Source organism: Pseudomonas bharatica CSV86 (assembly GCF_000319305.2).
Taxonomy (GTDB): domain Bacteria; phylum Pseudomonadota; class Gammaproteobacteria; order Pseudomonadales; family Pseudomonadaceae; genus Aquipseudomonas; species Aquipseudomonas bharatica.
The window spans coordinates 2,340,872-2,364,608 of the sequence record NZ_AMWJ02000001.1 but is presented as its reverse complement, the minus strand read 5'-3'; the positions used below and the strand labels follow the sequence as shown (position 1 = coordinate 2,364,608).

The following is a 23,737-nucleotide window of genomic DNA, read 5'->3' as shown; positions in this document are numbered from 1 at the left end:
GGACCGACCCGTTCATTGCCGTACAATCGCGCCCCCAAAAAACCAGCAGGCACGGCGAGAGGGAACTTCAATGCAACGGGTGATGATCATTGGTCAGCCGGGGTCGGGGAAAAGTACCCTGGCGCGCGCGCTGGGCGAACGCACGGGTTTGCCGGTCGTGCATATCGATACGATTCACTGGCAGCCTGGGTGGGTCGAACGCAGCCATGACCAGAAGACCCGTCTTTGCCATGAGGTCGAGGCCGGTGAGCGCTGGATCTTCGAAGGTGGGCATTCGGCAACCTGGAACAACAGGCTGGCCCGCGCGGACCTGCTGATCTGGATCGACCGGCCCGCACCGCTTCGATTCTGGCGCGTAGTGCTCAGGACGCTGCTTAACCACGGTCGCTCCCGGCCGGACTTGCCGGACGACTGCCCGGAACGGCTGGCCAGCCTGCCGGAGTTCTTCGGGTTCATGTGGCGGACGAGGATCTCGGCACGGCAAAAGATGAAGCAACTCGCGGCGACGGCTCCGTCGACGTGCCAGGTGGTCTGCCTGCGCTCCAATCGGGATGCCAGGATATTCCTCGATAGTTTGCAGGCACAGCCGCTTCGCCGCTGAGCCTTGGGTATCTACACATCTTTTCTGAATAGTGGTGGCTGCGAGGTGCTCGTCTGAGGGCCGCGTTATGGCCACTAGGCGCATGCCGGGAGATCTTCAGCGCCCTTGAGATCGAGCGCCGCCCGCGCGGCGCATCGCTGGCAAGCCAGCTCCCACATTTGTTGCAACGTACCATGGCCTGTGAGATCTCCGTTGGCAGCCTTTGGATGTTCGGCGATCTACTGCGGGGAGGCTGTTGGACTCGACGCGGTATCGCGTCGTCCGAACAAGGCGATCAGACATGGCCTGACAGGCATAGGCACGTTGCAACAAAATGTGGGAGCTGGCTTGCCAGCGATGCGCCGCGCGGGCGGCGCTCGATCTCAAGGACGCCGGAAAAGTCATGACAAGCACCTGCCAGCCCTGATGCGATCTACTGACGGAACCTTCTTACCTCAAAAGGTGTGTAGATACCCATGCCCCTGAGCCTACTCCAGCGGGATGGTCAGTCGATCGATAACGACACGGGTATCGGGCCGCACCCCGCGCCACCAGGCAAAGGCCTCCGCCGCCTGCTCGACGAGCATGCCCACGCCGTCCGCCAGGCGGGCGCCCCCTTCCTCACGGGCCTGGCGCAGGAACGGGGTAAGCCCCTTGCCATAAGCCAGCTCGTACGCCAACCGTGCCTCCCCGAGCACACCCCCAGGCAACGGCGGCAATTCACCGACCAGGCTCGCGGACGTGGCGTTGACCACAATATCGAAGGTTTGCCCCTGCAACGCTTCATAGCGACTGATGCGCAGCAGTGGGTGGTCGAGCTCGTTGCGCAGCGCCAGGGCCTTGGTCATGTCGCGGTTGGCCAGCACCAACTCGCCCGGGCCAGCCTGCAGGAAGGGCAACAACGCACCACGCACTGCGCCACCGGCGCCCAGTACCAGCACGCGTCGGTTGCGCAGCGGCTCACCAAGGTTTTCCTCGATATCGCGCAGCAGGCCGATGCCATCGAAGTTCTCGGCGACGACAAGGCCATCCTCGAACTTCAAGGCATTGGCCGCACGGGCCAGTTGCGCACGCTCGCTGCGCCGCGCGGCCAGCTCGAAGGCCCGCAGCTTGAACGGCGCGGTGATGTTCATCCCCCGCCCGCCCTCGTTGCGAAACTGCTGCACCTGGGCCTCGAAGCCCTCCAGCGATCCCTCGATCGCCCCGTATTCCAGCACCTGGCCGCTGGCCTGGGCGAACAGGCCATGAATCAGCGGTGACTTGGTGTGGTTGATCGGTCGGCCGATCACTGCGTAGCGGTCGCTCATCGTGCATCTCCGTGGGTGAACAGGACACCGTCTGCCTGCATGGCGGTGATTTCTTCAGGGCTGAAGCCGAGCGCGGCAGCCACCTCGGCGTTGTGCTGGCCAAGGTCCGGGGCGACCCGGTGGACCGTGGTGTCGCAGTCGGAAAAGCGGAACGGCAGGTTAGGCAGGCGCAACGTGCCGAAGCGCGGGTGCTGCTGCTCGATGACCATGTTGCGCGCCTGGATCTGCGGGTCGGCCAGCACCTCGTCGATGCGCTGGACCTTGGCGCCGGGCACGTCGATGGCATCGAGCAGTGCCAGGATCCCGGCCACGGAGCGTGCGCCCACCCAGTCGCGCACCACCGCCAGAATCGCCTGGCGGTGAGCATTGCGGCCGCTCAGGCTGTGGTAACGACGGTCACTGGCGAAGCCTGCCGGGCCGCCGTTGGCTTCGAGCATCGCGGCAAAACGCTGCCAGGCATCATCGACCTGGGCCGCGATCACCAGGTCGCCGTCGGCAGCGCGGAACACGCCATACAAGGTGGAAGTTGGCATGTCATGCCCGGTCTGCTCGGGCAGCACGGTGCCGTCCGACAAGGTGAAGCACTGCACGGCGTATTCATGCATCGACACCAGCGTGTCGTACAGGGCCATGTCGATGTGCTGGCCGCGGCCACTGCTCACCCTCCCCAACAACGCCGCGTTGATTGCCGCGACCGCGTGGATGCCGGTGTACATGTCGCCCAGCGAAATCCGCAGCAACGGCGGTGCTTCCCCCGGCACGCCGACCATCTGCATGATCCCGCTCTTGGCTTCGGCAATCAGCCCGAAGCCGGCGCGATGGGCATCCGGCCCGGTGTGGCCGTAGGCGGAAATCGAGCAGTACACCAGGCGCGGGTTGCGCGCCGACAGTTCGGCGTAGCCCAGCCCAAGCTTGTCCAGGGCACCGGGGCGATAGTTCTCGATGAACACGTCGGCCGAATCGGTCAGGCGCTGCATGAAGGCCTTGCCGCGTGGGTCCTTCATGTTCACGCTGACGCCCTGCTTGCCCATGTTCAGTTGCAGGAAGTAGCCACTCTGCTGGTCGTCCAGGGTGAAGGCGTGCTGGCGACCGGCGTCGCCGCTCCCCGGCCGTTCGACCTTGATCACCTCGGCACCCAGCGCCGCCAGGCAGCGCCCGACATAGGGACCGGCGAGGAAGTGGCTGTAGTCGATAACGCGGATACCCGCCAAAGGCAGTGCCTGGCTCATGCCTGCGCCCTCCTTGGCACCATCAGCCGGTGCTCGCCGCGCTGCACGACTTCGCCGTGCTGATTGACCAGTTCCGAGGGCAACACCACGATGCCCCACCCCGGCCGACTGTTGCTCGGGCGCATCGCGCCCACGCGCATGCGCACGTGCAGCACATCGTTGACCTTGATCGGCAGGACGAAGTCCCAGGTCCAGCCCAGCGACATGCCCGGCACGAAGCGGTACTCGCATTGGGTTTTCAGGCCGTCGGCAATCGACAGGCCGAACAGCCCGTGGGCGACCAGGCAGCCAAAGTGGCTGGCGTTGGCGTAGGCCTCATCGACATGCACCGGGGTGTGGTCGCCGGTCAGGTCGGCGTAGGCCATGATGCGCTCGCGGGTCACGGTGTAGGTGGGGCTGATGCATTCGTCGCCTTCGCGGGCATCGTCCCAGTATTTTTCCACCACCTTCATGCCTCTACCTCCGCACGCGGGTCGATGGCCAGTGCCTGGGCCACGCACCTGGCCGGCCGCGCCTGGATGAATTCCACCGCCAGGCCGTCAGGCAGGCGCAGCCAGTTGCGGCCCTGGGGCATTTCGCTGACAGCGAAGCGTCGAGCCGCCGCCAGTGCGGCCTCAAGGTCCTCGCACATGATGCCCAGGTGCGCCATGCGCCCTTCCGGCCCGGCAAAGTCCGGCTGGTGAATGAACTGAAGGCCTCCAAGGGTCCAGTACTGCGCCGGCTGCTCGGGATCACCCTGCACTTCACGCATGGTCATGCCGCACACCTCGCTGAAAAAGCGGATGTGCCAGTGGATGTCACGCACCCAGAAGGCGACGTGTTCGAGGTAGGCTTTCGGCTGGCTCATGAATTGCCCTCTTTCTGGTGATCGGCCATTGCGCGTTCGATGCCCTTGATGCAGGCCACCAAGGTGGCGTTGACCGGGGTGGCGATGCCATGACGCTCGCCCCAGCGCACGACGGCGCCATTGATGAAGTCGATTTCGGTGACCGAGCCTTTTTCCAGGCTCTGCAACATCGAGGTACGGAAGCTTGCCGGCAGACCTTCGGCCGCCAGTTGCCAGGCGGCGTCGGGGCTGTTCAGGCTCAGGCGGACACCGGCACGTTCGGCCACGGCGATGGCTTCGGCCACCGCCGCCCTGGCGGTGTGCGCCAGCAACGGCTCGGCGTACAACTGGCCGTAATTGAGCATGGTGATGCCGCTGAGTGCGCCGGTGGCGACATTCACCAGCAGCTTGTCCCACATGGTGCCGAGGATGTTGTCGCTGACCGTGGTGGCCAGTCCGGCACCGTTGAAGGCCTCGGCGATCGCTTGCACGCGCGGGGTCGATTGCCCGTCGAGTTCCCCGATATAGGTGTGCTTGCCCGCCACCCCGGCACGAACGCAACCCGGCGCCAGCAAGACACCACCGACATAGGTCTTGCCGGCCAGCACCCGCTCCCGGCCCACCGCTTCGGCCAGGATGTCCTCGTGCCCCAGGCCGTTCTGCAGCGACAGCACCAGCGTCCGGGGCCCCAGCAAGGCCGTGGCCCCGGCGATCGCCTCGGCGGTGTGGAACGACTTCACCAGTACCACGACCAGGTCGGCTACACCGACGTCGTTGGCGTCGATGGTCGCATTGACCCGTACCTGGCGCTCACCGCGCTCGTCATGCACCTGCAGCCCGTTCGCGTTCATGGCGTCGACATGCGCGCGGCTACGGTTGATCAGCCAGGTATCGTGCCCGGCCTCGCTCAGCGCTGCGCCGATGGCACAGCCCAGGGCACCGGCACCCAGAATGCAGATTTTCAAATCGCAGACCTCCTGTGGTTTGCGACTACCTTATGCAGCGATGGTTATTTGAGCTATACAATGGCGCCAATACCGCTATTGGGATTTTCAATAATGACAACACTGGCGCCCCTGCCGGACCCCAAGCTGCTGCAGTTGTTCGAAGTGCTGTACCAATGCCGCAGCGTGACCCGCGCTGCCGAGCAGCTCGGGCAGAGCCAGCCGACCATCAGCATCTGGCTGGCACGCCTGCGCGAGCAGTTGAACGACCCGTTGTTCGTGCGTACTCCGGGTGGCATGGCCCCTACCCCACGGGCCGACCAGTTGATCGGGCCGTGCCGCGAAGTGCTCGAATCCATGCGCCGGCTGACCACCTGGGAGCCGCAGTTCATTCCGGCCAGCGCGCAGCGGCGCTTTCGCCTGTGTGTCAGTGACGCCAGCCACATCACCCTGCTGCCAAGTCTCCTCAACCACCTGCGCAGCCATGCGCCGGGCATCCGCCTGGAGGCGGCGCGGATCGACGGCAACACCGAAAGCGCGCTGGAATCCGGCGAGGCGGACCTGGCCATCGGCTTCGTGCCTTCGCTGGGTGGAGGGATGTACCAGCAGGTGCTGTTCGAGCAGGACTGGGTGTGCCTGAGCAATCCGCAACACCCACGCCTGCGCAAGGGCATGAGCCTGGCGCGCTACCGCGCCGAGGGGCATGTGCAGGTCAGTTCCGGCACCGGGCAGAAGCTGCTGGAGGCAGGGCTGGCACGGGCTGGCATCGAGCGGCGGATCATGCTCGAGCTACCGGGGTTTCTCGGGCTGGGGATGATCATCGGGACGGCCGACCTGCTGGCCACCTTGCCGCGGCATATCGGGCAGACCCTGGCCGACATGCATGGGCTGCGGGTGCATGACTGCCCGTTCGAAGTGGAGGGGTTCACGGTCAAGCAGCACTGGCACGCCCGCTACCACCAGGACACCGGGAACCGCTGGCTGAGAGAGGTCGTTCGTGGGTTGTTCCAGGCATGAAGCCTGCGCAAGAGCATCGAGCGCTGCTATCGGGCAAGCAGGCAAAGCGCTCCTGCTCAGCGCTCGATCTAGTTCGCGGGCAAGAGGATCACGAAATTCTTTTTCATGTCTTCCAGCACGGTCCATTTGCCCTTGGCGCCCGGTTCGATAATGAAGGTGTCGCCGGCGGCCAGTGTGACGGGGGCACAACCCTCGAGTTCGATGACACAGCATCCACTCAGGACATGGCAGAACTCCCAGACCTTATAGTCGATGCGCCACGCTCCGGTACTGGCTTGCCATTCTCCGGAAATGCGACCGTGCTGTTCATCGTGATAGTACTTGGACGTCAATGTATGAGGGGTGCCTTCAACGACCTCTTCAAAAAAGGGAAGGTCGCGCACCGGTTGGATTTCCAGATCGCGGAACACGGTTAGTGTTTTGTCCATGGTTTTTCCTCGAGCTTCGTGGTTAGGGCGATACATCAAATAGGCTTCACCGGTTACGCCCAGCATCGGGTGCGGAACGATCTGGCAGGTTTTGACAATCCGGAACCCGTGACGCTCGTAGAAGCGGCGCGCACCGTGGTTTTCTGCATAATCGATCAGGCATAGCCCATCCAGGCCAGCGTCCTCGGCGCGTTGCTGGGCGTGGCGAAGAAACTGGACGCCCAGCCCCTGGCTGCGCCAGGCCTCATCCAGGGCCAGGCTGGATATATACAAGGTGCCGGGTATTTCCATGTCGGAATAAGGGGCGAGGACCGGGTCTGTCTCGACCGACCTGTCTGGGATCTCGCGCAAGGCATAGCTATGCATCATGCCGATGACACGCCCTTCGAAAGTGGCCATCAGGCAGTTCTTGTAGGAAAAGTCGCCCTGCTCCCTGGCATAGCGAGACGCACCGACATCCAGCAAGGCTTCTCCAGGCGCGGCAAGCTTGCTCCATATGTAATCGGCCATGCCTTCCGATGTCAGTTGAAAGAAGCGCGCAATGTCGTGCGCGTCCGAGGCTTGAGCGGGTCTGAAGTCGACGCGCATGTACGGTGCTCCCATGGGATCGGGTGGTTGGTTTTCAAGGATTACGCCTTGCCGGGGTGGCAGGGTAGGCGGTTTGAAGGATGACCATCATGCTCCGGGCGAACACTGTCGGCACCGTGTGCGACGTTGCCCGATGCTCAAACGGGCGTGGTGATCCAATGACATGTGGGCTAGGCTTTTCGGGCGCCTTTCTCAAGAACAGGGGTCGCCCTTCCATGAGATTGTTTGATTTCATCGAAAACGACATGGAGATGATTCTCCAGGCGTGGGAGAACTACGCTCGCTCGGTTGAAACAGAGCTGCCGAAGCTGGACTCGATCGGCTTGCGAGATCATGCCGAAATGATGCTGCACACGGTGGTCGCCGATATGCGAACCGCACAAACCAGGCACCAGCAAGCCGAGAAGGCCCAGGGAAGAGGCCCTACGAGTTCAAGCGATACCGCCGCGCAGACCCACGCAGTCGCGCGCTTGATAGCCGGGTTTTCCATGGATCAGCTGGTGTCCGAATACAGGGCGTTGCGCGCAAGCGTATTGGCGCTCTGGCTGGAGCAGGAGACGTTCGCAGACCCGCATCGGGTCCAGGACATGATCAGGTTCAACGAGGCAATCGACCAGGCGCTGGCAGAGTCGATCGCGGCCTATGGAGCGGCCGTCGAATCAACCCGGAAAACGGTGCTGGCAGTGCTAGGCCATGATCTGCGCTCCCCGTTGGGCGCGATCCTCATGGCTGGCGAGTTGATCCAGCGGCAACAGGGGCTGGATGAGAAAGGCATGGATCTGGCGGCGCAGGTCTGTGTCAGCGCGCGCCGCGCAGACGCCTTGATCAGGGACCTGCTGGATCTGGCTCGCTGCAACCTGGGTAGCGGTATTCCAGTGGACCTGCAGAGCGCAGAGTTGAACCCGATCTGCCGCGCTGCGATTGCCGAGCTACGCACCGGATCTCCGCATGCCAGCATCGTTCTCGATGAGCAGGCCCATATAACCGGCCGGTTCGATCCGGAGCGCCTCTCCCAGGTGTTCACCAACCTGATTGGCAACGCCCTTCGGCATGGCGACTCCACCGCCCCGATCAAGGTCACCATAGCCGAGGCACAGGGCGTTGCGCGGGTCAGCATTCATAACGAGGGAGAGCCTATTGCACCCGAGGTGATGCCCTATATCTTCAAACCGGAAGGTCGATATTCAAGCTATTCGGCCGGTGAGCGGGGCTCTGCGGCGGGGCTCGGCCTGGGGCTGTTCATCGCGGCGGAGATCGTCGCAGGGCACGGCGGCAGGATCGAAGTGGAATCGACCGAACAGGACGGCACCCTTTTCGCGGTGATTTTGCCTTCTCCCGCCAAGTGATCGCACCTCGTCACCCGCTGCAGCCTGGGCGACGGGTGCGCCACTTTTCCCCGGCAGAGCTGGCGACCTCAATCCAGCACGTTATGCAGCACCTCGTAGATGACACCCGAGGCGATGGCCACCAGCAACAGGTCGGTGCCAGCCTGCTGCCACTCATAGCCCTCATAGTGAGGAAGTCGCCCCACCAGCCTGCCGTCCAGCTTCCTGGCGATGCCGGGCGGGAGCGGCTTGCCGCGTGCCAGGTTTTTCTGGATCCCTGGCGGTAGCGCGGAGCCCGGGTTCCAGTAGGCACGATTGTCGTTAAGTATGACCCGCACTCCGCCCAGGTCGATGGCAGGCCCTCCGTGCCAGTCGCTGCCGTTGCCTTGATGCCCCTGGTTGCCGTGTTGACCACCCTTGTCGTGACCTTTTCCTTTTCCGGGGTCTGCCAGCAGCATCGGGTTTATCCCCATTACCAGCGACAGCGCTACGGCGAGATTCAATCTGGTTCCCATGCGTGCATCCTCCAATCGGGTATCCAGACAGAGCCTAGCCAATCGGGCTGCCAGCGCAACGCGGCGACTCACAACAGCACTTCGATATCGCCCGTGGGAAAGGCCACGCAGGAATAAATCCAGCCGAAATCGCGGTCGGACGTGCGCAGGCGCGCCTCCTGGGGATTGAACACGCTGCCCGCCACCAGCTTGACCCGGCACAGGCTGCACTCGCCGGAGCGGCAAGCGTTCTCGGCAAAGTAGCCATTGCGCTCCAGGGCGTTGAGCAGCGGCTCGCCGACCTTGCTGCGGAACCTGCCCCTGCCCTGCACGGTGATCTGCACCTCGTCGTCCAGGCTCACGCCTTCCGGCCAGCCATGCTGCTCGTCCGGCGCCTTGGGCGCACCGTTGGCCTCGACGCGAATGCGCCTGCGGGCCACGCCCAGCTCGCCCAGCAGGCTGATGCAACTGTCGTTGAACGAGGTCGGGCCGCAGATGTAGAACATCCGGTTGCCGATCTCGCCCAGCAGTTCCTGGAGCATGCTCCGGTTCAGACGGCCGCTGCGGCCGGCGTAGCCGGCGGGAGGCCGCGAGATTACTTCGCTGAGGGTGAAATGCTCGTGACGCCGGGCCAGCTCGCGTAGCTCATCGGCGAAGATCACGTCATCCACATGGCTGTTCAGGTAGATCATGTGCAGGCGCTGCGGCAGCCCGCGATCGAAAATATTCAGGAGGATGCTGCGCGCCGGCGCCGCGCCGGAGCCACCGGCCAGGAACACCAGGTCGTCGCCATGAAACAGTGGATTGTGATGAAAAGTGCCCATCGGCCCGGAACTGCTGAAGCCCTGCCCCACCTCCACGTGATCGAGCAGGTAGTGGGAAACGAAGCCGCCCCGGGCGCGCTTGACGGTCAGGTCGTAGTGCATGCGCTGCACCGGCGACGAGGATATGGCGTAGGGCCGGGCCGTGTGCACACCGTCGATTTCGACGAACAGGTTGATGTACTGGCCGGCCTGGAAGGGCGGCAGCGCCTGGCCATCGGCCGCCACCAGACGCAGGGTCCTGGTGCTTGGCGTATCCTCGATGATCGTGGCGACCCGTAGCGCCAGGCGCTTGGGATGCAGTTGCACCACGGTGCTGCCGACCTCGCCGCGCACCTCCTGGAAATCGCTGCCGTTCTGCTCCAGCGCCAGCTTGGCCGCGGCCGCCTCCGGGTAACCGGCGATCAGGTTCAACGCATTCTGTTCAGACATGTTCGGACTTCCTGGCCTTGAGTTGCTTGAGTACGGCGCGGGCGGTCGATTCGCCGGCCATGTAGGTTGGCTGGAAGCCACCCATGGTGGTCCAGGCGCCGGCCATGTACAGGCCCGGCACCGCATCCAGCCGTTCGCGCAGCAGCGCCGAGTCCTGGGCACTCTGCTGGAAACCATAGATGGCCCCGCCCGGCGTGTTGAGGTAGCGCATCATGGTCAGCGGCGTAGCCACTTCTACCTCCTCGATGTACTGGCGCACCTTGGGGTAGACCTTCTCGATCACCGCGATCAGCTTTTCGGCGAACTCATACTTGGTTTGCGCGTAGCGATCCGGGGATACCGACTTCCATACCTCGCCGTACTGCAGGCAAACCAGTACCACCTGGCTTTTGCCCGCAGGTGCGGCGCTGGGGTCTTCCAGGTTGTAGCAGGTGAGCATGCCGCCCAGCGGCGGCTCCAGGCTGCCCATGCGCGCGTGGATCTGCTCCTCGTCGAGGGTCTCGTAGATAAAGCTGGAGGCGCTGGTCACCCCCAGCTCCCCGGGCGTGCAGTCCAGGCCCAGGTAGATGACGAAGGCCGAGGTGCCCATGCGTCGCGACTTGAAGTCCTGGCGGATCTTCGCCGGCGGGCGCTCCAGGTCGAGCAGTTCATTGAAGGTGATCAACGGGCTGGCGTTGGAGACCACCGCATCGCAGGCGATCCGTTCGCCGCCTTCCAGGCTTACGCCACGGATGCGCCCGTCCGCGGTATGGATCTGCTCCACGCCGCAGTTGAAGCGAACCTCGCCGCCCGCTTCGAGGAAGGACTCCACCAACGCGCTGGACATGGCCTGGGAGCCGCCCTTGATATGCCAGGGTTTGAACACCGCGTAGGCGTAAAGCATGGTGGCCAGGTCGGCGAACGGCAGCATGCTCGGCGCCACGCCGAGGTAGAGCCAGTAGGTGGCGAGGATATTCTTCAGCCTGGCGTCGGCGAAGAACTCGTCCAGCACCTCGCGGGCCGGACGGAAGCCATATTGCAGGTAGTACGGGCACATCGACCTGAGCATCGCCTCGCTGTTGGCGCGCGAAGCCTGCGGCAGGGTCATGAAGCTTTCCAGGGTGACCTTTTCGCACACCAGCATGAAGCGCTCGATGGCCTCGCTTTCGGCCGGGTACATCGACTGCAGCAGGCGCCGGATGCCCGACCAACTGGCCGGCAGGGTGACGTCCAGCTCTCCCGGCACCACCAGGCGATACAACGCGTGCTCCTGGATGAACTCGACCTTGTCCATCACCCCCAATTGCTCGAAAAACCTGCGCATCACGAACGGCTTTTCCTCGGTGCCCAGGCCGCTCAACTGATGCAGCGCCACCTCGAACTCGAAGTTCCCACGCACGAAGGACGTGGCGCAGCCACCCGGAATATTATGCCGCTCCACCAGCAGCGTGCGGCTGCCGCCGCGCTGCAGCGCAGTCGCGGCGGTCAGCCCGGCGTTGCCGGCGCCAATCACCACGGCGTCGTAGTGCTTCATGCTTCACCTCGAACTTATCAGCGCTTAGTTTAATTGCAAAAAAAGGCTCCGGACGGTGGCAGCGTGAAGGCATGGGCGTACCACGGGAGCAATGTTAACGATGCTAAGATCTGATCTTAGCATCGTCAAGATACTTTCGAGTGCTAAGATCACGGCGCTTCGAAACCCACAGGATCAAGGCCTCCTCCACATGACCAAGTCTCCCCAGCGAGCCCGCGACACCTACCACGTAGGCAACCTCGCGCCGCAGCTTCTCGACGCCGCGCGACAAATGCTCGAAGAAGTGGGACCGACCAAACTGTCGCTTCGCGCGGTATCGGAGCGGGTTGGCGTGAGCTCGACGGCCGCCTATTACCACTACGCCAACCGCGCCGAACTGATTGCCCATCTGGCAGCCCAGGGGTTTCGCGAGCTGGGAATGGCGCTGCGCAAGGGCGATCAGGGCCAGGCTGGCCTGCAGAAACTGCGTGAGGCCAGCCTGGCCTATTTCAGCTTCGCCCGCGCCAACCCGGCGCTCTATCAGTTGATGTTCGGGCCGGAGCTGGGCGGCGACGCAATGCCGGTGCAATACCGTGAAGCCCGGGACGAAGCCTTCGGCGAACTCAAGCGCATCATTGCCGAAATCCTCTCCCAGGACATCGACAGCGCCGACGTTCGCCGCGCCGCCCTGGCAGGCTGGTCGTACACCCACGGGCTGGCTTCGCTGGTGATCCACGGCGTGTTGCAATTCCCCGCCGACATCACTGACGCGCGCTTCGTTGACAGCACCCTGCTGGGCTTCGAACACCTGTTCAGGTCCGGGGACGCAGGCCGTGCCTGACCGGGCCTTTTGCCCCCTTTGACCTCGGCGTTGCGAGGTTAACCGCGTCTACTCGAAAAGAACGTCACCAGTGCCACCGCGCACACCGTCGCCTGGATAGCCCCCAGGGTCAGCACCGGCGGGTATTCGAGTACCGATCCCAGCCAGGTGGTGATCGCCGCGGCGCCCATGGTCAAGAAGCCGAGCAACGCGGACGCCAGGCCCGCTTCCTTGCCGAACGGGCTCATGGTGATGGCGGTGCCCAATGGGTTTGCTAGGCCCATGCCCCAGAGAAAAATCACCATCGAGAGCGAGTACCAGCCCAGGCCGGGGTTCTTCGGCCCGATAAGCAACAGGGCCCCGGCCAGCAGCGCCGTGGCGAGCCCCAGGGTGGTGATCGTTCGGCTGCCAAAACGATGGGCCAGTCGCGGGGCCGCCAGGCCGGCAGCGAAGACGACGAAAACGGTGGCGGCGAAGTAGAGACCCGCTTGCAACGAAGACAGGCCCATCCCGCTCATCAAGATGGCCGGCGCGGCGGCGAACGAGGCAAACAGACCGCTCATCAACAAGCTCACCGAGGCGGCGGGAAGGATGAACCTGCCATCACGGAGCAGCCTGCCATAGGCGGACACCACGCTCGCTGCCGATAGCGCCGTGCGGCGCCCAGGTGGCAAGGTTTCGCCAAGGCCGCGGGCGTAGAACCCGGCGATCAGGACGGCGGCTGCCCCGACCATCACGAAGATCGCCCGCCATCCCAAGGCGGTGGTCAACAGGCTGCCAAGCAACGGTGAAAACCGGGGGCCGCGGCAGTCGCGATCATCGTCAGCGACAACGCACGCCCCAGGGTTTCGCCGTCGAACAGATCGCGGGCAATGGCCCGCGCCAGCACGGCTGCGGCGCACACCCCCAACGCCTGTATGACACGCCCGGCAATCAGCACATCCAGGGTGCCGGCAAAGCCTGCGACCATTGTGCCGATCACGAACAGGGCCAGCCCTCCCAACACGAATCCCTTGCGCCCGTAGTGGTCCGCCAGCGGCCCCACCAGCAATTGCGCGAACGCGAAGGTGATGAAGAAACTGGAGAGGGTCAGCCCCAATTCACGGGAAGAAACGCCTAGCTCCTGGCCGATTTCCGGGAACGCAGGAAGGATGATGTTGGTAGACAGCACGCTGATCGCCGACAGACACGCCAGCAAGGCGACGAGCCTGCCCGTCAGTATGGGGCTGCCCCTGGGAGGCGCCAGCCCATCCAGCGCTACGGACTGGTTCTGCAGATCGGTCATTGCACACTCCTCGTTTCACTGTACGTGCGTCGTTCGGCTTCGGGCTTGCGCTTCGGCGGCGTGATGTCGCGGCCGATCCTGAACCAGATGGAGTACATCGCGGGCAGGAACACCAGGGTCATGATGGTGCCGACGAATGTCCCGCCGATCAGGGTGTAGGCCAGCGTGCCCCAGAACACCGAATGGGTTAGCGGAATGAACGCGAGGATGGCCGCCAGCGCGGTCAGCAGGACGGGCCTGGCCCGCTGTACCGTAGCCTCCACCACGGCATTGAACGGGTCGAGCCCGTCGCGTTGGTTGTGGTGGATCTGCCCGATCAGGATCAGCGTGTTGCGCATCAGAATGCCCGACAGCGCGATCAGGCCCACCAGGGCATTGATGCCGAACGGTTGCTGGAACAGCAGCAGAACGGGCACCACCCCGATCAACCCCAGCGGCGAGGTAAGGAACACCATGACCATGGCCGAGATCGAGCGTACCTGCACGATAATGATCAGCAGCGTCAGGGCGATCATGATCGGCAGCAGCGGCAGGATCGCCCGGCTGGCCTTGCCCGACTCCTCGATGGAGCCGGCCATTTCGATACGGTAGCCGGCCGGCAAGGTCGCGATGATCGGTTGCAACGTCGTCCAGATCGCCGCAGACACGTCTGGCGGCTGCAACCCTTCGGCAATATCGCCCCGTACGGTGATGGCAGGCGTGCGGTCACGGCGGCGCAGGATGGGATCTTCCATGCGCACATCGACTTCGCCGACCTGCGAGAGCGGTATGCGCTGGCCAGCCGAGCCGACCAGGGTGAAGCCTTCGATCCTCGCGGGATCAAGGCGAATCGCCCCGGCCGCGCGACCGACCACCTGCACCGAGCGGATGTCCTCGCGCACCGAGGTGATCGGCACGCCGCTGAGCAGGAATTGCAACTGTTGCGCGACCGCACTGGAAGTCAGGCCCACTGCCTGCAGGCGATCCTGGTCCAGCGAAAAATGCAGCGTCGGTACCAGCGGGCCCCAGTCGGCGTTCACCGTGCGCATCATCGGGCTGGCCTGCAGAACCTCTTCCACGCGCGCAGCGATCTGGCGCAACTGCACAGGGTCGGGCCCCATCACCCGATACGCCACCGGGTAAGGCGAATACGGGCCGAACACCAGTTGCGTGACGCGCACCCTGGCCTCGGGCGCCAGGCCTTGCGCGGCGGCTTCGCGCAGGCGCAATTTGAGGGCTTCTCGGGCCTCGGGGTTGCCGGTCAGCACCACGATCTTGGCAAACGACGGATCGGGCAGTTCAGGTGCCATGGCCAGGAAAAAGCGCGGCGGGCCCTGGCCGATGTACGAGGTGACGATCCTGGCTTCTTCTTGCTCGCGCAGCCAGGACTCGACCTTGATCGCGGTGGCGGTGGTCTGTTCGATGGAGGTGCCGTAGGGCATCTGCAACTCGACCAGCACCTCGGAGCGGTCGGAGGTCGGAAACAACTGCTTCTTCACCAGCCCCATGCCAAGCACGGCCATGACAAACAGGCCGATGACCGCAGCCGCCACCAGCCATTTATGGGCGATGACCTGCGCCAGCAGGGTGCGAAAACGGTTGTAGTGGCGGGTGTTGTAGATAGCCCCATGGCCGCCTTCGACCCGTTTGATGTTCGGCAACAGCTTCACGCCCAGGTACGGGGTAAACGCCACCGCCACTATCCAGGAGGCGATCAGGGCAATGCCGACGATCCAGAACATGTTGCTGGTGTATTCACCCGCCGTGGACTGCGCGAATCCGTTGGGCATGAAGCCGATGGCGGTGACCAGGGTCCCGGAAAGCATCGGCGCGGCGGTGTGGCTCCAAGCGTAGGCCGACGCCTTGAAGCGGTCGTAGCCCTCCTCCATTTTCACCACCATCATTTCGATGGCGATGATGGCATCGTCTACCAACAGGCCCAGGGCAAGAATCAGTGAACCCAGGGTGATGCGGTCAAAATTCTTGTCGGTGGCCGCCATCACCACGAACACGACGGCCAGCGTCAAGGGCACGGCCGCGGCAACCACCACACCCACGCGCCAGCCCATGCTGAGGAAGCACACCAGCATCACCACCAGCAGCGCGACGAAGAACTTGACCATGAACTCATCGACCGATGAGGTGATGTTGACGGCCTGATCCGTGACCTTGGCCAGGGTCATACCCAGGGGCATGGCCTCGTTGATACTCGCCGTCTCGGCGTCCAGCGCTGCGCCGAGATCGAGGCCGTTCCAGCCCTCGCGCATCACCACGCCCAGCAGCAATGCCGGTTCGCCGCCGTTGCGAACCAGGAAGGTGGCCGGGTCTTCATAACCGCGCTCCACGCTTGCCACATCGGAAAGCTTCAGCGTACGCCCCTGCACGGCAACCGGGGTTTCCCGGATCTTCGCCAGTTCGTCGAAGGCGCCATCCAGGCGCACCACCACCTGCGGCCCGCTGGTTTCGACAGCACCGGCCGGGGTCAGCGCGTTCTGGCTGTTGAGGGCAGCGAAGATGTCCTGCGGCGTCACCCCCAGCGTTGCCAGGCGATCATGGGAGAAGGAGACGAAAATCCGCTCGGCCTGCTCGCCGATGATGCTGACCTTCTTGACCCCCGGCACGTGCAACAAGCGCTGGCGCAGCGACTCGGCGTCACGCACCAGTTGCCGCTGCGGTTCGCCCTTGGCCTTGAGCGCATAAAGCGCGAAGGTCACATCCGAGAACTCATCGTTGATCATCGGCCCGATCACTCCCGCCGGCAGCGCCCTGGCTTCATCGCCGAGCTTCTTGCGCGCCTGGTAGAACTCCTCCTGGACTGCCGACGGCGGCGTTCTGTCGAGCAGCGACACCAGGGTGATCGCCAGCCCCGCACGGGTGAAGGTTTCACTGCGGTCATACCAGCGCAGCTCCTGCATGCGCTTTTCCAGCGGTTCGGCGACCTGATCCTGCATCTCCCGGGCGGTAGCGCCTGGCCAGGCGGTGATGATGGTCATCTGCTTGACGGTAAAGGGCGGGTCTTCCGCCCGGCCGAGCTTGAAGAACGCCAGCGTCCCGGCCGCTGCGATCAACAGGATCAGGAACAGCGTGATGGAACCCTCGCGCACGGCAAGGGCCGACAGGTTGAAACGCTGCTGGCTCATGGCTGGACCCCGGCGACCGATGCGCTAGCCATCTGCGCCAACAGCACCTCTTCGCCTTCACGCAGCAGGTGCGCGCCCAGCGCCACCACCTGTTCGCCTGCGTCGAGGTTGCCGGTGACACGCGCCGCATCATCACTGATGCCCAACACCCGCACAGGCCGCCAGGAGACCTTCGCCGGCTCTCCGGCGATCACCCAGACGCCGGTGCCGTTACCCGGGTCATAAAGCGCGGCGATGGGCACTTGCAGTACCTGGTCCGCGTTTTTTTCCTTGGCGATGTTCAGGGTAATGGTCGAACCGAGTGGCGCGTTCGCCAGCGCACCGTCGAGCACATACCTGGCTTCGAACGTGCGGGTGGTGCCGTCAGCGGCCTCGGAGAGCAAACGCAGCCTGGCGGTAACCGCGGGGCCGCTGTTGCCATACAGGATCGCCTGGGCAGTGGAGCCCGGCACCGGGCGCAAGGTTTCGGGAAGGTGCACGACGGCTTCGCGCTGCCCGGCGCGCGCCAGTTGCACCACCGGTTGCCCGGCACTGACCACCTGGCCGGGCTCGGCCAGGGTGTCCATCACCACGCCGTCGGCATCGGCCAACAGTACCGCGTAGCCGGTGGCATTACGCGCCACATCCGCCTGGGCTTGCGCCGCGCTGAGCTGGGCCTTCGCCGCGTCGGCGGCGGCCTTGATCCGATCGTAGGTCGATGCCGATACGGCACCTTCTGCAACCAGACCGCGATAACGGGCCTCGTCATCGGCCGTCTGGCTGGCTCTCGCCCGGGCGGCCACCACGGCCTCCTGCTGCGCGCGCGCCTGCAGTTGCAGGTCGACAGGATCGAGGCGCATCAGCGGCTGGCCGCGCCTGACCGTCTCTCCGGTGTCGACCAGGCGCTCGAGCACCTTGCCCGAAACGCGAAAACCCAGATCGCTCTGGGTCCGTGCGACAACCACGCCGGTGAACGAACGGGGCGCATCGACTGCTCGCTCGACCGCCGCCGTCCTGACCACGGGCGGCTTTGTACGGGCGTCTTTGCTGACGGAGGGGTCGCCGCACGCCACCAGGACGAAAGGCAGTACGCAAACGGCGAAAGCAGCTGGCTTGAGGCGCATGGGGTTCCGGGCTCATGGACTATGCAAGAACCCCATTCTTTTTCTAGTGACCAATATTGTCAATAGTCACTAGCGATACCTATGGCGCCAGGCTGCGCAATATCAGTGCCGGTAAATGCGCCGCAGCCTCCGAAACGGTGTCGAGGTTGTACTGCAATTGAGCGGCGTTCACGTAGGGGCGCAGGATCAGGAAGATCGCGTTGGCAGCCTCGTCCAGCGGTGTCTTGCGCTCGAATTCACCCGCCTCGCGGCCATCGACCAGGATCTGCTGGATGATCGCGCGGATCCGCAGCTCGTGTGCCTGCACCGACGGCCATTGATCACGGGAGGCAACCGCCGCGATGTCATAGAGCTTGCGGTCATGGAAGAACAGATCGCTGCCGGCCTCGGAAATCGAGCGGAACAGACGCCTCAGCTTTTCGGAAGCCGTCGGTGCCTGGTCGATCGCGGCGTTGACGATTTCCATGATCATGGCCAGCCGGTTCGAGCAGATCACCTCGCCAATGGCCTGCTTGGAGTCGAAGAACTTGTAGATGTAGGCCTTGGAAAAGCCGATCGCCTTGGCCAGGTCGGAGACGGTGGTCTTCTCGTAACCGTAGTGCCCGAAATGCCGGGTGGCCGCCTCGATGACCTGGTCGCGGACATCATGCTCCTGGGGGCCACGCGTGGAGGGTGTAGTGATGTTTTCATTCATTCTTGCAGCTTAGCTCCTCGGTGAGCCGATTGACATCAAGTGACCAATCTATAATATGGTCACACCTTATATCTCGCTTGAGAGTAACGCCATGCCTCCCTTCCGTATTCTTACTCTCGTGGTGAGCACCAGCGTGGTTGCGGGTTGCGCGGTCGGTCCGGACTATCAGCCAGCGGACCCTCCCCTGCCCGGCAGGTATCTCGGCCAGCCCGCCGTTGAGCAACGCTCAGCAACTGGACACGCCGATTCTGCTCGATGGTGGGACGGTTTTGGCGACCCCTTGCTAAGCAGCCTGGTCACCCAGGCTCTGGAGCAAAGCCTTGATATAGCACAGGCTCAGGCCCGCCTTTCCCAGGCTCGTGCCGGCCTCGGCGCAGCCAACGCCGCGCTGCTGCCCTCCGGCACTGTCCAGGGACAAGCCGCACGCGCCTACCAGTCGGTGGAAACCCCACTGGGCAGGGTGCTCGATTCAACACCGGGCTACGACCGCTATGGTAATAGCTATGAGGCCAACCTCGAAGCGAGCTGGGAGCTGGATGTGTTCGGCGGCCTGCGCCGTGACCGGGAGGCAGCCCGGGCCGAATACCAGGCATCCGAGGCTGGCGTGAGCGCCACCCGGCTGGCCATCGCCGCACAAACTGCGGACATCTACACCACCATTCGCGGCTTGCAGGCCCGCCTCGACATCGCCGAGCGGCAGGTCAAGACCCAGGAGGACTTGCTGGCCAAGGTTCGCCTGCTGCACAGCAGAGGCCTCGCCGCCGAGTACCAGATCCATCAGACCGAGGGCGAGCTGTCGCAGGTTCAGGCAAGCGTACCGGTGCTGCAGTCCAGGCTGGATGCTGCCATGAACGCGCTCGATGTGATACTCGGCACGCCGGCGGGTACGCATCGTGAGGCGTTGTCGGCAGCCGGGGCGATTCCACGCGCGCCCCAGGTTTCGGACATCGGCTCGCCGGCCGATCTGCTGCGCCGACGCCCCGACCTCATCGCGGCCGAACGGCGGCTCAAGGCCGCCAATGCGCGGATCGGCGTTGCAGTCAGCGAGTACTACCCCAGGTTTTCCCTGGGTGCGCTGATCGGCAGCGCAACCACCTCCGGCGGCCATCTGTTCGGCGGCGGCGCCAGCCAGTCGGCGGGGCTGCTGGGACTGCGCTGGAGGCTGTTCGACTTCGGCCGGATAAATGCCGAGATCGACCAGGCCAAGGGACAGCAGGCGCAAGCGCTCGCAGCCTATGCACAATCGGTGCTGCGAGCCGGTGAAGATGTCGAGAACGCGTTCTCGGCACTGGTCAATCGGGAAGCCCAGGCAGCAACGCTGGCCGCTGGTGAAACCTCGCTGGACAGCGCCAGGCGGTCAGCATTCATCGCCTACCAGAACGGTACTGCCAGCCTGATCGAAGTGCTCAATGCCGACCAGACCCTGCTGCGAGCATCTGACGCGCGGGCTCAGGCGCAAGCGGCGTCGGCACGGGCTGCCATCGCCGTCTTTCGTGCATTGGGCGGTGGCTGGAGCCCGGAGCATCTGGTGGCCGCTAGGCGCATGCCGGAAGATCTTCAGCGCCCTTGAGATCGAGCGCCGCCCGCGCGGCGCATCGCTGGCAAGCCAGCTCCCACATTTGTTGCAACGTGCCTATGCCTGTCAGGCCATGGTTGACCGCCTTGTTCGGACGACGCGATACCACGTCGAGCCCAACAGCCTCCCCGCAGTAGATCGCCGAACATCCAAAGGCTGGCAACGGAGATCTCACAGGCCATGGCACGTTGCGACAAATGTGGGAGCTGGCTTGCCAGCGATGCGCCGCGCGGGCGGCGCTCGATCTCAAGGACGCCGGAAAAGCCATGACGAGCACCTGCCAGCCCTGATGCGATCTACTGACGGGCCTTCTTACCTCAAAATATGTGCAGATCCCCATGCCCATCGCTGGCAAGCCAGCTCCCACAAGATCGCGCCCACCCTTGAACCTGCGCTGCTGAGTTGCACTAGAAATTGGCCCCCACGCTGAACGCGACATAATCACGGTCACCGCGGGTGCCGTAATCGCCGTCGAGGTAATCGGTGTAGACAAGGCTCGCCCAGTACTGGCCGGCCAACGAGACGTCGATACCCAGGCTGATCGAGCGCGAACCTTCGTTGAACGCCGAGCTGTCGGCAGGGGCGTAGCCTTTCACGTCGTGGGCCCAGGCGAGGCTGGGGCGGATATCCAGGCCCGGCACCAGGCCCGGGTAGCTCCAGGTAGCGCGCAGCCGATAGCCCCAGGAAAACGGCGTGACAAAGCCTTCGCCGTTGCAATCGCCAGGGCTTTTCGAGATCGCCAGGCACAGGTCGTTGTCGGCCAGTTCGCCATTGCCGTAGGCGCCGGAGCGGCCGTAGCGCGGCCCGAAACGCCCCTCCAGCCCGCCGACCCAGGTGGCCCCCACTTCGCCCATCAGCACCAGTTGGTTGGCACCCATGACCTGGCCGAGCGCCTGTACCGCCGAAACCTGGGCCTGGGTCACCTCCTTGCGCCGGTAACCGTCGAACGGCGTAGTGTCGGTCGGCGGGCGCAGGCCGTCGGCGTTCAGCGGGCTGCGCCCGGGGGCGTTGAGCAAGGATTGCAACACGTCGTTGCCATTGAGCTGGACCGGCACATTCGGCCGGTAGCTGAGCTCCCCTTGAACGGCGACGCCACTGCGCAGGGTGGTGGCAAAGGTCAGGCCGTACAGGCGGATATCCTCGGGGTATTGCGCCCGGTATTGCGCGGTGCCCATGCGCAAGGCGCCGACCAGGGTCTGCCCGCTACCAGACGCCAGGAACGCGCCGCAGTTGGCCAACGCCACACCGACATTGGCGCAGAGCTCGCCGGCAAAACCGCCGTTGGCGTAGTAACGGCTGCTGACCGTGCCCAGGTAGGGAGTACGGCTGTGGTAGTTGGCGGCGAACAGGCCAAGTTCGGTGTCCAGGTGCTCGACGTACCAGTGCAGCGACAGTCCCCATTGGCCGCCGTCGCGAGCATTCTCGTCGCTGCCGCGGGGCACGCGCACGCCCTCCTCCGTCAGCGTCACGCCGAAGGCTGCCAGGGCCTGCGAAACCATCGGGTTGGTCACCATCTGCCCGCCGACATCCAGGCCCTGGCAACCCTCGGGCATGAAGTCGTTGCCGGAGAAGAAGGTGGCGCAGTTGTCCAGCCGGGACTGGTCCCAGTCAAGCTGGTAGAAGGCGTCCAGCGATAGCGCCTGGTTAAGGTTCTGGGTGACGTACACCAGGTTGACCGGGACCAGGGCGTCTTTCACCTCGGCACCGGGGCGGCGCAGTGCAGCCTGGTTGAACGGGTTGATCACGTTCAGTCCGCCCTGGATGAACAGGCTCTCCCCCCAGTTGACCACCTGCCTGCCCAGGCGCAGCGAGCCGGGCTCGCCATGGATGTCGTAGAGGCCATAGGCAAAGGCATCGAGCAGTTCCGCGCCTGCGGTTTTCGCCGAGACCTGGCGATTGCGGTCGTCGATGTCCACCGCCCGCTGGCTGTGGTCACGCTGCGCGGTGTCATACCAGTAGGTGCCGCGCAGGAACACACCGAGGTTGTCCCGGCTAAGTTCCAGGTCATGGGTGCCTTTGAAAATGACGGAGAACACGTCGCCGGCGCGGTAATTGCGCCGCCCGTCATTGCCATTGGCAGCCTGCAACTGCTGTCGGGGTTGGCGGTGCTGACGGCGGCGCCCATGGAGAGCGCCGAATCGAAGTGCCCCTGCAGGGTAGCGAATTCGGGGTAAGCGGATTAAATGGTTGATCTTACCTTTGCATGAGAGTGAGACAGACCGGCATCTCATCGGATTATCTGGTTGATGCTTCACCTACTGCTGGTGCATGTTTCCTTCGCTAATTCCAGCAAGAACCCCACACGCCTCAACTTCCCGGTCATCGTTGCAACTCGCTCTCAGTGAAACGAGTTGTTTCTCAAGCGCTTGCAGAGCGGTTATCTGCGACCGCACATGAGAGATGTGATCATCGAGCAAGGCGTTGACGGCGGTACAAGGCTGATGAGGGTCGTCCTCATAGCTCTGTAGTTCGTGAATCTCAGCCAGTGACAGGCCCAGGATTCTGCAGCGACGGATGAAGGCCAGCCCCTCACCATGCTTCTCGGTATAGACACGGTAACCGTTGTCCTGCCGATCAGGCGGCGGCAACAAGCCCTGCTGTTCATAGAAGCGGATCGTCTGTGTTTCGACCCCTACCAACTGCGCCAACTGACCAATGCGCATCAGCCTCCTCCCCAACGGATTCTTTACTCTATTGACCTTATAGTAGCTTTATAGTTTTAAATGGTACCACAACATTGTTCAAGTGGAGTCGTATCATGAGCAAATCCTGTGGTGGCGCCTGTGGCGGTGATGCAACGTCCGCAGCGGATACCGATATACAGGCCTCCTCCGAGGCGCCAGGGAGATGGGTCAGTGTTTATGCCGTGCCGAAGATGGACTGTCCATCAGAAGAACGAATGATTCGCCTAGCCCTGAACGGCTTTGAGGAGATTCGGGCGCTGTCCTTCGACTTGTCGAACCGCCGGCTGAAGGTCGTGCATGACGGCGAGGTCGAGCCCGTCACCTCGAAACTGAAGACCTTGGGGCTAGGCGCCTCGCTTCAGGAAACCGTCGCTGCAAATCCGGAGACCATCAAGGCCGCCGAGTTTTCGGCAGCTTCTGCTAAGCAAGAATCCGGGACCCTGCGCTGGTTGCTCGGCATCAATGCACTTCTGTTCGTGGTGGAAATGACTGCCGGTCTGATCGCCCGGTCCACCGGCCTGATTGGAGAATCCCTGGACAATTTTGCCGATGCGGCGGTGTACGGGCTTGCCCTTTATGCGGTTGGACATAGCGTGAAAATGCAGGTACGTGCCGCGCATCTTGCTGGTGTACTGCAACTGATCTTGGCTGTGGGCGTGCTCGTAGAGGTGGTGAGACGCTTTGTATTCGGTAGTGAGCCTGAATCGCTGGTGATGATGGCTATCGCATTCGTCGCATTGATTGCCAATACCAGTTGTCTGCTGCTCATATCCAAACATCGGGAAGGCGGGGCGCACATGAAGGCAAGCTGGATATTCTCGGCCAACGACGTGGTGATCAACCTGGGGGTCATCACCGCCGGCGCCCTGGTCGCGTGGACCGGTTCCAATTATCCGGATCTGATTATCGGCACCATCGCGGGGGGCATTGTACTTAACGGTGCCAGACGCATTTTGGCGTTGAAGGGTTAAAT

At 63.7% G+C, this 23,737-nt stretch carries 19 protein-coding genes and 3 pseudogenes; 6 read left to right on the top strand and 16 right to left on the bottom strand.

The features are described from left to right. The first annotated feature begins 70 nt into the window (after positions 1 to 70). Positions 71 to 601 carry an AAA family ATPase gene (locus tag CSV86_RS10630; RefSeq protein WP_009405317.1) on the top strand — a complete coding sequence of 177 codons (531 nt, stop codon included), beginning with the start codon at positions 71 to 73 and terminating at the stop codon, positions 599 to 601. Positions 602 to 1,068: 467 nt separating this feature from the next. Here CSV86_RS10630 and aroE read toward each other — a convergent pair whose 3' ends face one another. Genes aroE through CSV86_RS10605 form a run of 5 tightly spaced genes read right to left on the bottom strand, consistent with a single transcriptional unit; the run spans position 1,069 to position 4,907 of the window. After that, complete coding sequence (gene aroE, locus CSV86_RS10625) at positions 1,069 to 1,887, bottom strand: shikimate dehydrogenase (RefSeq protein WP_009398906.1); 819 nt, start codon at positions 1,885 to 1,887, stop codon at positions 1,069 to 1,071. Then, the gene (locus CSV86_RS10620; protein WP_009398907.1) at positions 1,884 to 3,116 is read right to left on the bottom strand and encodes a CaiB/BaiF CoA transferase family protein; all 1,233 of its coding nucleotides are present in this window, start codon (positions 3,114 to 3,116) and stop codon (positions 1,884 to 1,886) included. The genes aroE and CSV86_RS10620 overlap by 4 nt, the downstream gene beginning before the upstream one ends. Beyond that, complete coding sequence (locus CSV86_RS10615; protein WP_009398908.1) at positions 3,113 to 3,568, bottom strand: MaoC family dehydratase; 456 nt, start codon at positions 3,566 to 3,568, stop codon at positions 3,113 to 3,115. Before CSV86_RS10615 ends, CSV86_RS10620 begins: the two co-directional genes overlap by 4 nt. Beyond that, a complete protein-coding gene (locus CSV86_RS10610) occupies positions 3,565 to 3,963 on the bottom strand; it encodes a VOC family protein (protein ID WP_009398909.1) in 399 nt (132 codons plus the stop codon). Before CSV86_RS10610 ends, CSV86_RS10615 begins: the two co-directional genes overlap by 4 nt. Next, complete coding sequence (locus CSV86_RS10605; RefSeq protein WP_009398910.1) at positions 3,960 to 4,907, bottom strand: ketopantoate reductase family protein; 948 nt, start codon at positions 4,905 to 4,907, stop codon at positions 3,960 to 3,962. The genes CSV86_RS10610 and CSV86_RS10605 overlap by 4 nt, the downstream gene beginning before the upstream one ends. Before the next feature lie 93 nt (positions 4,908 to 5,000). Between CSV86_RS10605 and CSV86_RS10600 the strand changes: the two genes are divergently transcribed. Continuing rightward, entirely contained in the window at positions 5,001 to 5,903 is a 903-nt protein-coding gene (locus CSV86_RS10600) for a LysR family transcriptional regulator (protein ID WP_009398911.1), read from the top strand. A 68-nt stretch (positions 5,904 to 5,971) separates the two neighbouring features. On the opposite strand, the gene CSV86_RS10595 is transcribed toward CSV86_RS10600, so the two are convergent. Both CSV86_RS10595 and CSV86_RS10590 read right to left on the bottom strand, forming a co-directional pair. Then, positions 5,972 to 6,331, bottom strand: coding sequence for a cupin domain-containing protein (locus tag CSV86_RS10595; RefSeq protein WP_170394738.1), 360 nt, complete (start codon positions 6,329 to 6,331; stop codon positions 5,972 to 5,974). 3 nt (positions 6,332 to 6,334) lie between these two features. Continuing rightward, positions 6,335 to 6,934 (bottom strand): annotated as a pseudogene (locus tag CSV86_RS10590) (GNAT family N-acetyltransferase); the annotation flags it as partial. Between the two features lie 200 nt (positions 6,935 to 7,134). On the opposite strand from CSV86_RS10590, the gene CSV86_RS10585 reads away from it, so the two are divergent. Further along, a complete protein-coding gene (locus CSV86_RS10585) occupies positions 7,135 to 8,265 on the top strand; it encodes a sensor histidine kinase (protein ID WP_037060070.1) in 1,131 nt (376 codons plus the stop codon). A gap of 68 nt (positions 8,266 to 8,333) precedes the next feature. On the opposite strand, the gene CSV86_RS10580 is transcribed toward CSV86_RS10585, so the two are convergent. From CSV86_RS10580 to CSV86_RS10570, 3 genes are all read right to left on the bottom strand, one after another. Then, positions 8,334 to 8,759, bottom strand: a complete 426-nt coding sequence (locus CSV86_RS10580; protein ID WP_037060063.1) for an anti-virulence regulator CigR family protein — start codon at positions 8,757 to 8,759, stop codon at positions 8,334 to 8,336. A gap of 68 nt (positions 8,760 to 8,827) precedes the next feature. Then, the gene (locus CSV86_RS10575; RefSeq protein WP_170394572.1) at positions 8,828 to 9,991 is read right to left on the bottom strand and encodes an FAD-binding oxidoreductase; all 1,164 of its coding nucleotides are present in this window, start codon (positions 9,989 to 9,991) and stop codon (positions 8,828 to 8,830) included. Then, positions 9,984 to 11,504 carry a phytoene desaturase family protein gene (locus CSV86_RS10570; protein ID WP_009405288.1) on the bottom strand — a complete coding sequence of 507 codons (1,521 nt, stop codon included), beginning with the start codon at positions 11,502 to 11,504 and terminating at the stop codon, positions 9,984 to 9,986. The genes CSV86_RS10575 and CSV86_RS10570 overlap by 8 nt, the downstream gene beginning before the upstream one ends. A gap of 190 nt (positions 11,505 to 11,694) precedes the next feature. Here CSV86_RS10570 and CSV86_RS10565 point away from each other — a divergent pair, with 190 nt between their 5' ends. Then, complete coding sequence (locus tag CSV86_RS10565) at positions 11,695 to 12,324, top strand: TetR/AcrR family transcriptional regulator (protein ID WP_009405290.1); 630 nt, start codon at positions 11,695 to 11,697, stop codon at positions 12,322 to 12,324. A gap of 38 nt (positions 12,325 to 12,362) precedes the next feature. On the opposite strand, the pseudogene CSV86_RS10560 reads toward CSV86_RS10565, so the two are convergent. From CSV86_RS10560 to CSV86_RS10545, 4 genes and pseudogenes are all read right to left on the bottom strand, one after another. Next, positions 12,363 to 13,588 (bottom strand): annotated as a pseudogene (locus CSV86_RS10560) (multidrug effflux MFS transporter). Beyond that, positions 13,585 to 16,707, bottom strand: a complete 3,123-nt coding sequence (locus CSV86_RS10555; protein ID WP_009405294.1) for an efflux RND transporter permease subunit — start codon at positions 16,705 to 16,707, stop codon at positions 13,585 to 13,587. Before CSV86_RS10555 ends, CSV86_RS10560 begins: the two are co-directional and overlap by 4 nt. Continuing rightward, positions 16,704 to 17,810: an efflux RND transporter periplasmic adaptor subunit gene (locus CSV86_RS10550; protein WP_009405296.1), complete on the bottom strand. Its 1,107-nt coding sequence runs from the start codon at positions 17,808 to 17,810 to the stop codon at positions 16,704 to 16,706. The genes CSV86_RS10555 and CSV86_RS10550 overlap by 4 nt, the downstream gene beginning before the upstream one ends. 79 nt (positions 17,811 to 17,889) lie before the next feature. Continuing rightward, positions 17,890 to 18,504 carry a TetR/AcrR family transcriptional regulator gene (locus tag CSV86_RS10545; protein ID WP_009405297.1) on the bottom strand — a complete coding sequence of 205 codons (615 nt, stop codon included), beginning with the start codon at positions 18,502 to 18,504 and terminating at the stop codon, positions 17,890 to 17,892. Between the two features lie 91 nt (positions 18,505 to 18,595). Here CSV86_RS10545 and CSV86_RS10540 point away from each other — a divergent pair, with 91 nt between their 5' ends. Next, on the top strand, positions 18,596 to 20,074 hold the full coding sequence (locus CSV86_RS10540) for an efflux transporter outer membrane subunit (protein WP_170394569.1): 1,479 nt from the start codon (positions 18,596 to 18,598) through the stop codon (positions 20,072 to 20,074). A gap of 413 nt (positions 20,075 to 20,487) precedes the next feature. On the opposite strand, the pseudogene CSV86_RS10535 reads toward CSV86_RS10540, so the two are convergent. Beyond that, a pseudogene (locus tag CSV86_RS10535) lies at positions 20,488 to 22,205 on the bottom strand (DUF1302 domain-containing protein). Between the two features lie 130 nt (positions 22,206 to 22,335). After that, the gene (gene cadR, locus CSV86_RS10530) at positions 22,336 to 22,743 is read right to left on the bottom strand and encodes a Cd(II)/Pb(II)-responsive transcriptional regulator (RefSeq protein WP_009403731.1); all 408 of its coding nucleotides are present in this window, start codon (positions 22,741 to 22,743) and stop codon (positions 22,336 to 22,338) included. Positions 22,744 to 22,838: 95 nt separating this feature from the next. Between cadR and CSV86_RS10525 the strand changes: the two genes are divergently transcribed. Next, the gene (locus tag CSV86_RS10525; RefSeq protein WP_004364974.1) at positions 22,839 to 23,735 is read left to right on the top strand and encodes a cation efflux transmembrane domain-containing protein; all 897 of its coding nucleotides are present in this window, start codon (positions 22,839 to 22,841) and stop codon (positions 23,733 to 23,735) included. Positions 23,736 to 23,737 lie beyond the last annotated feature (2 nt).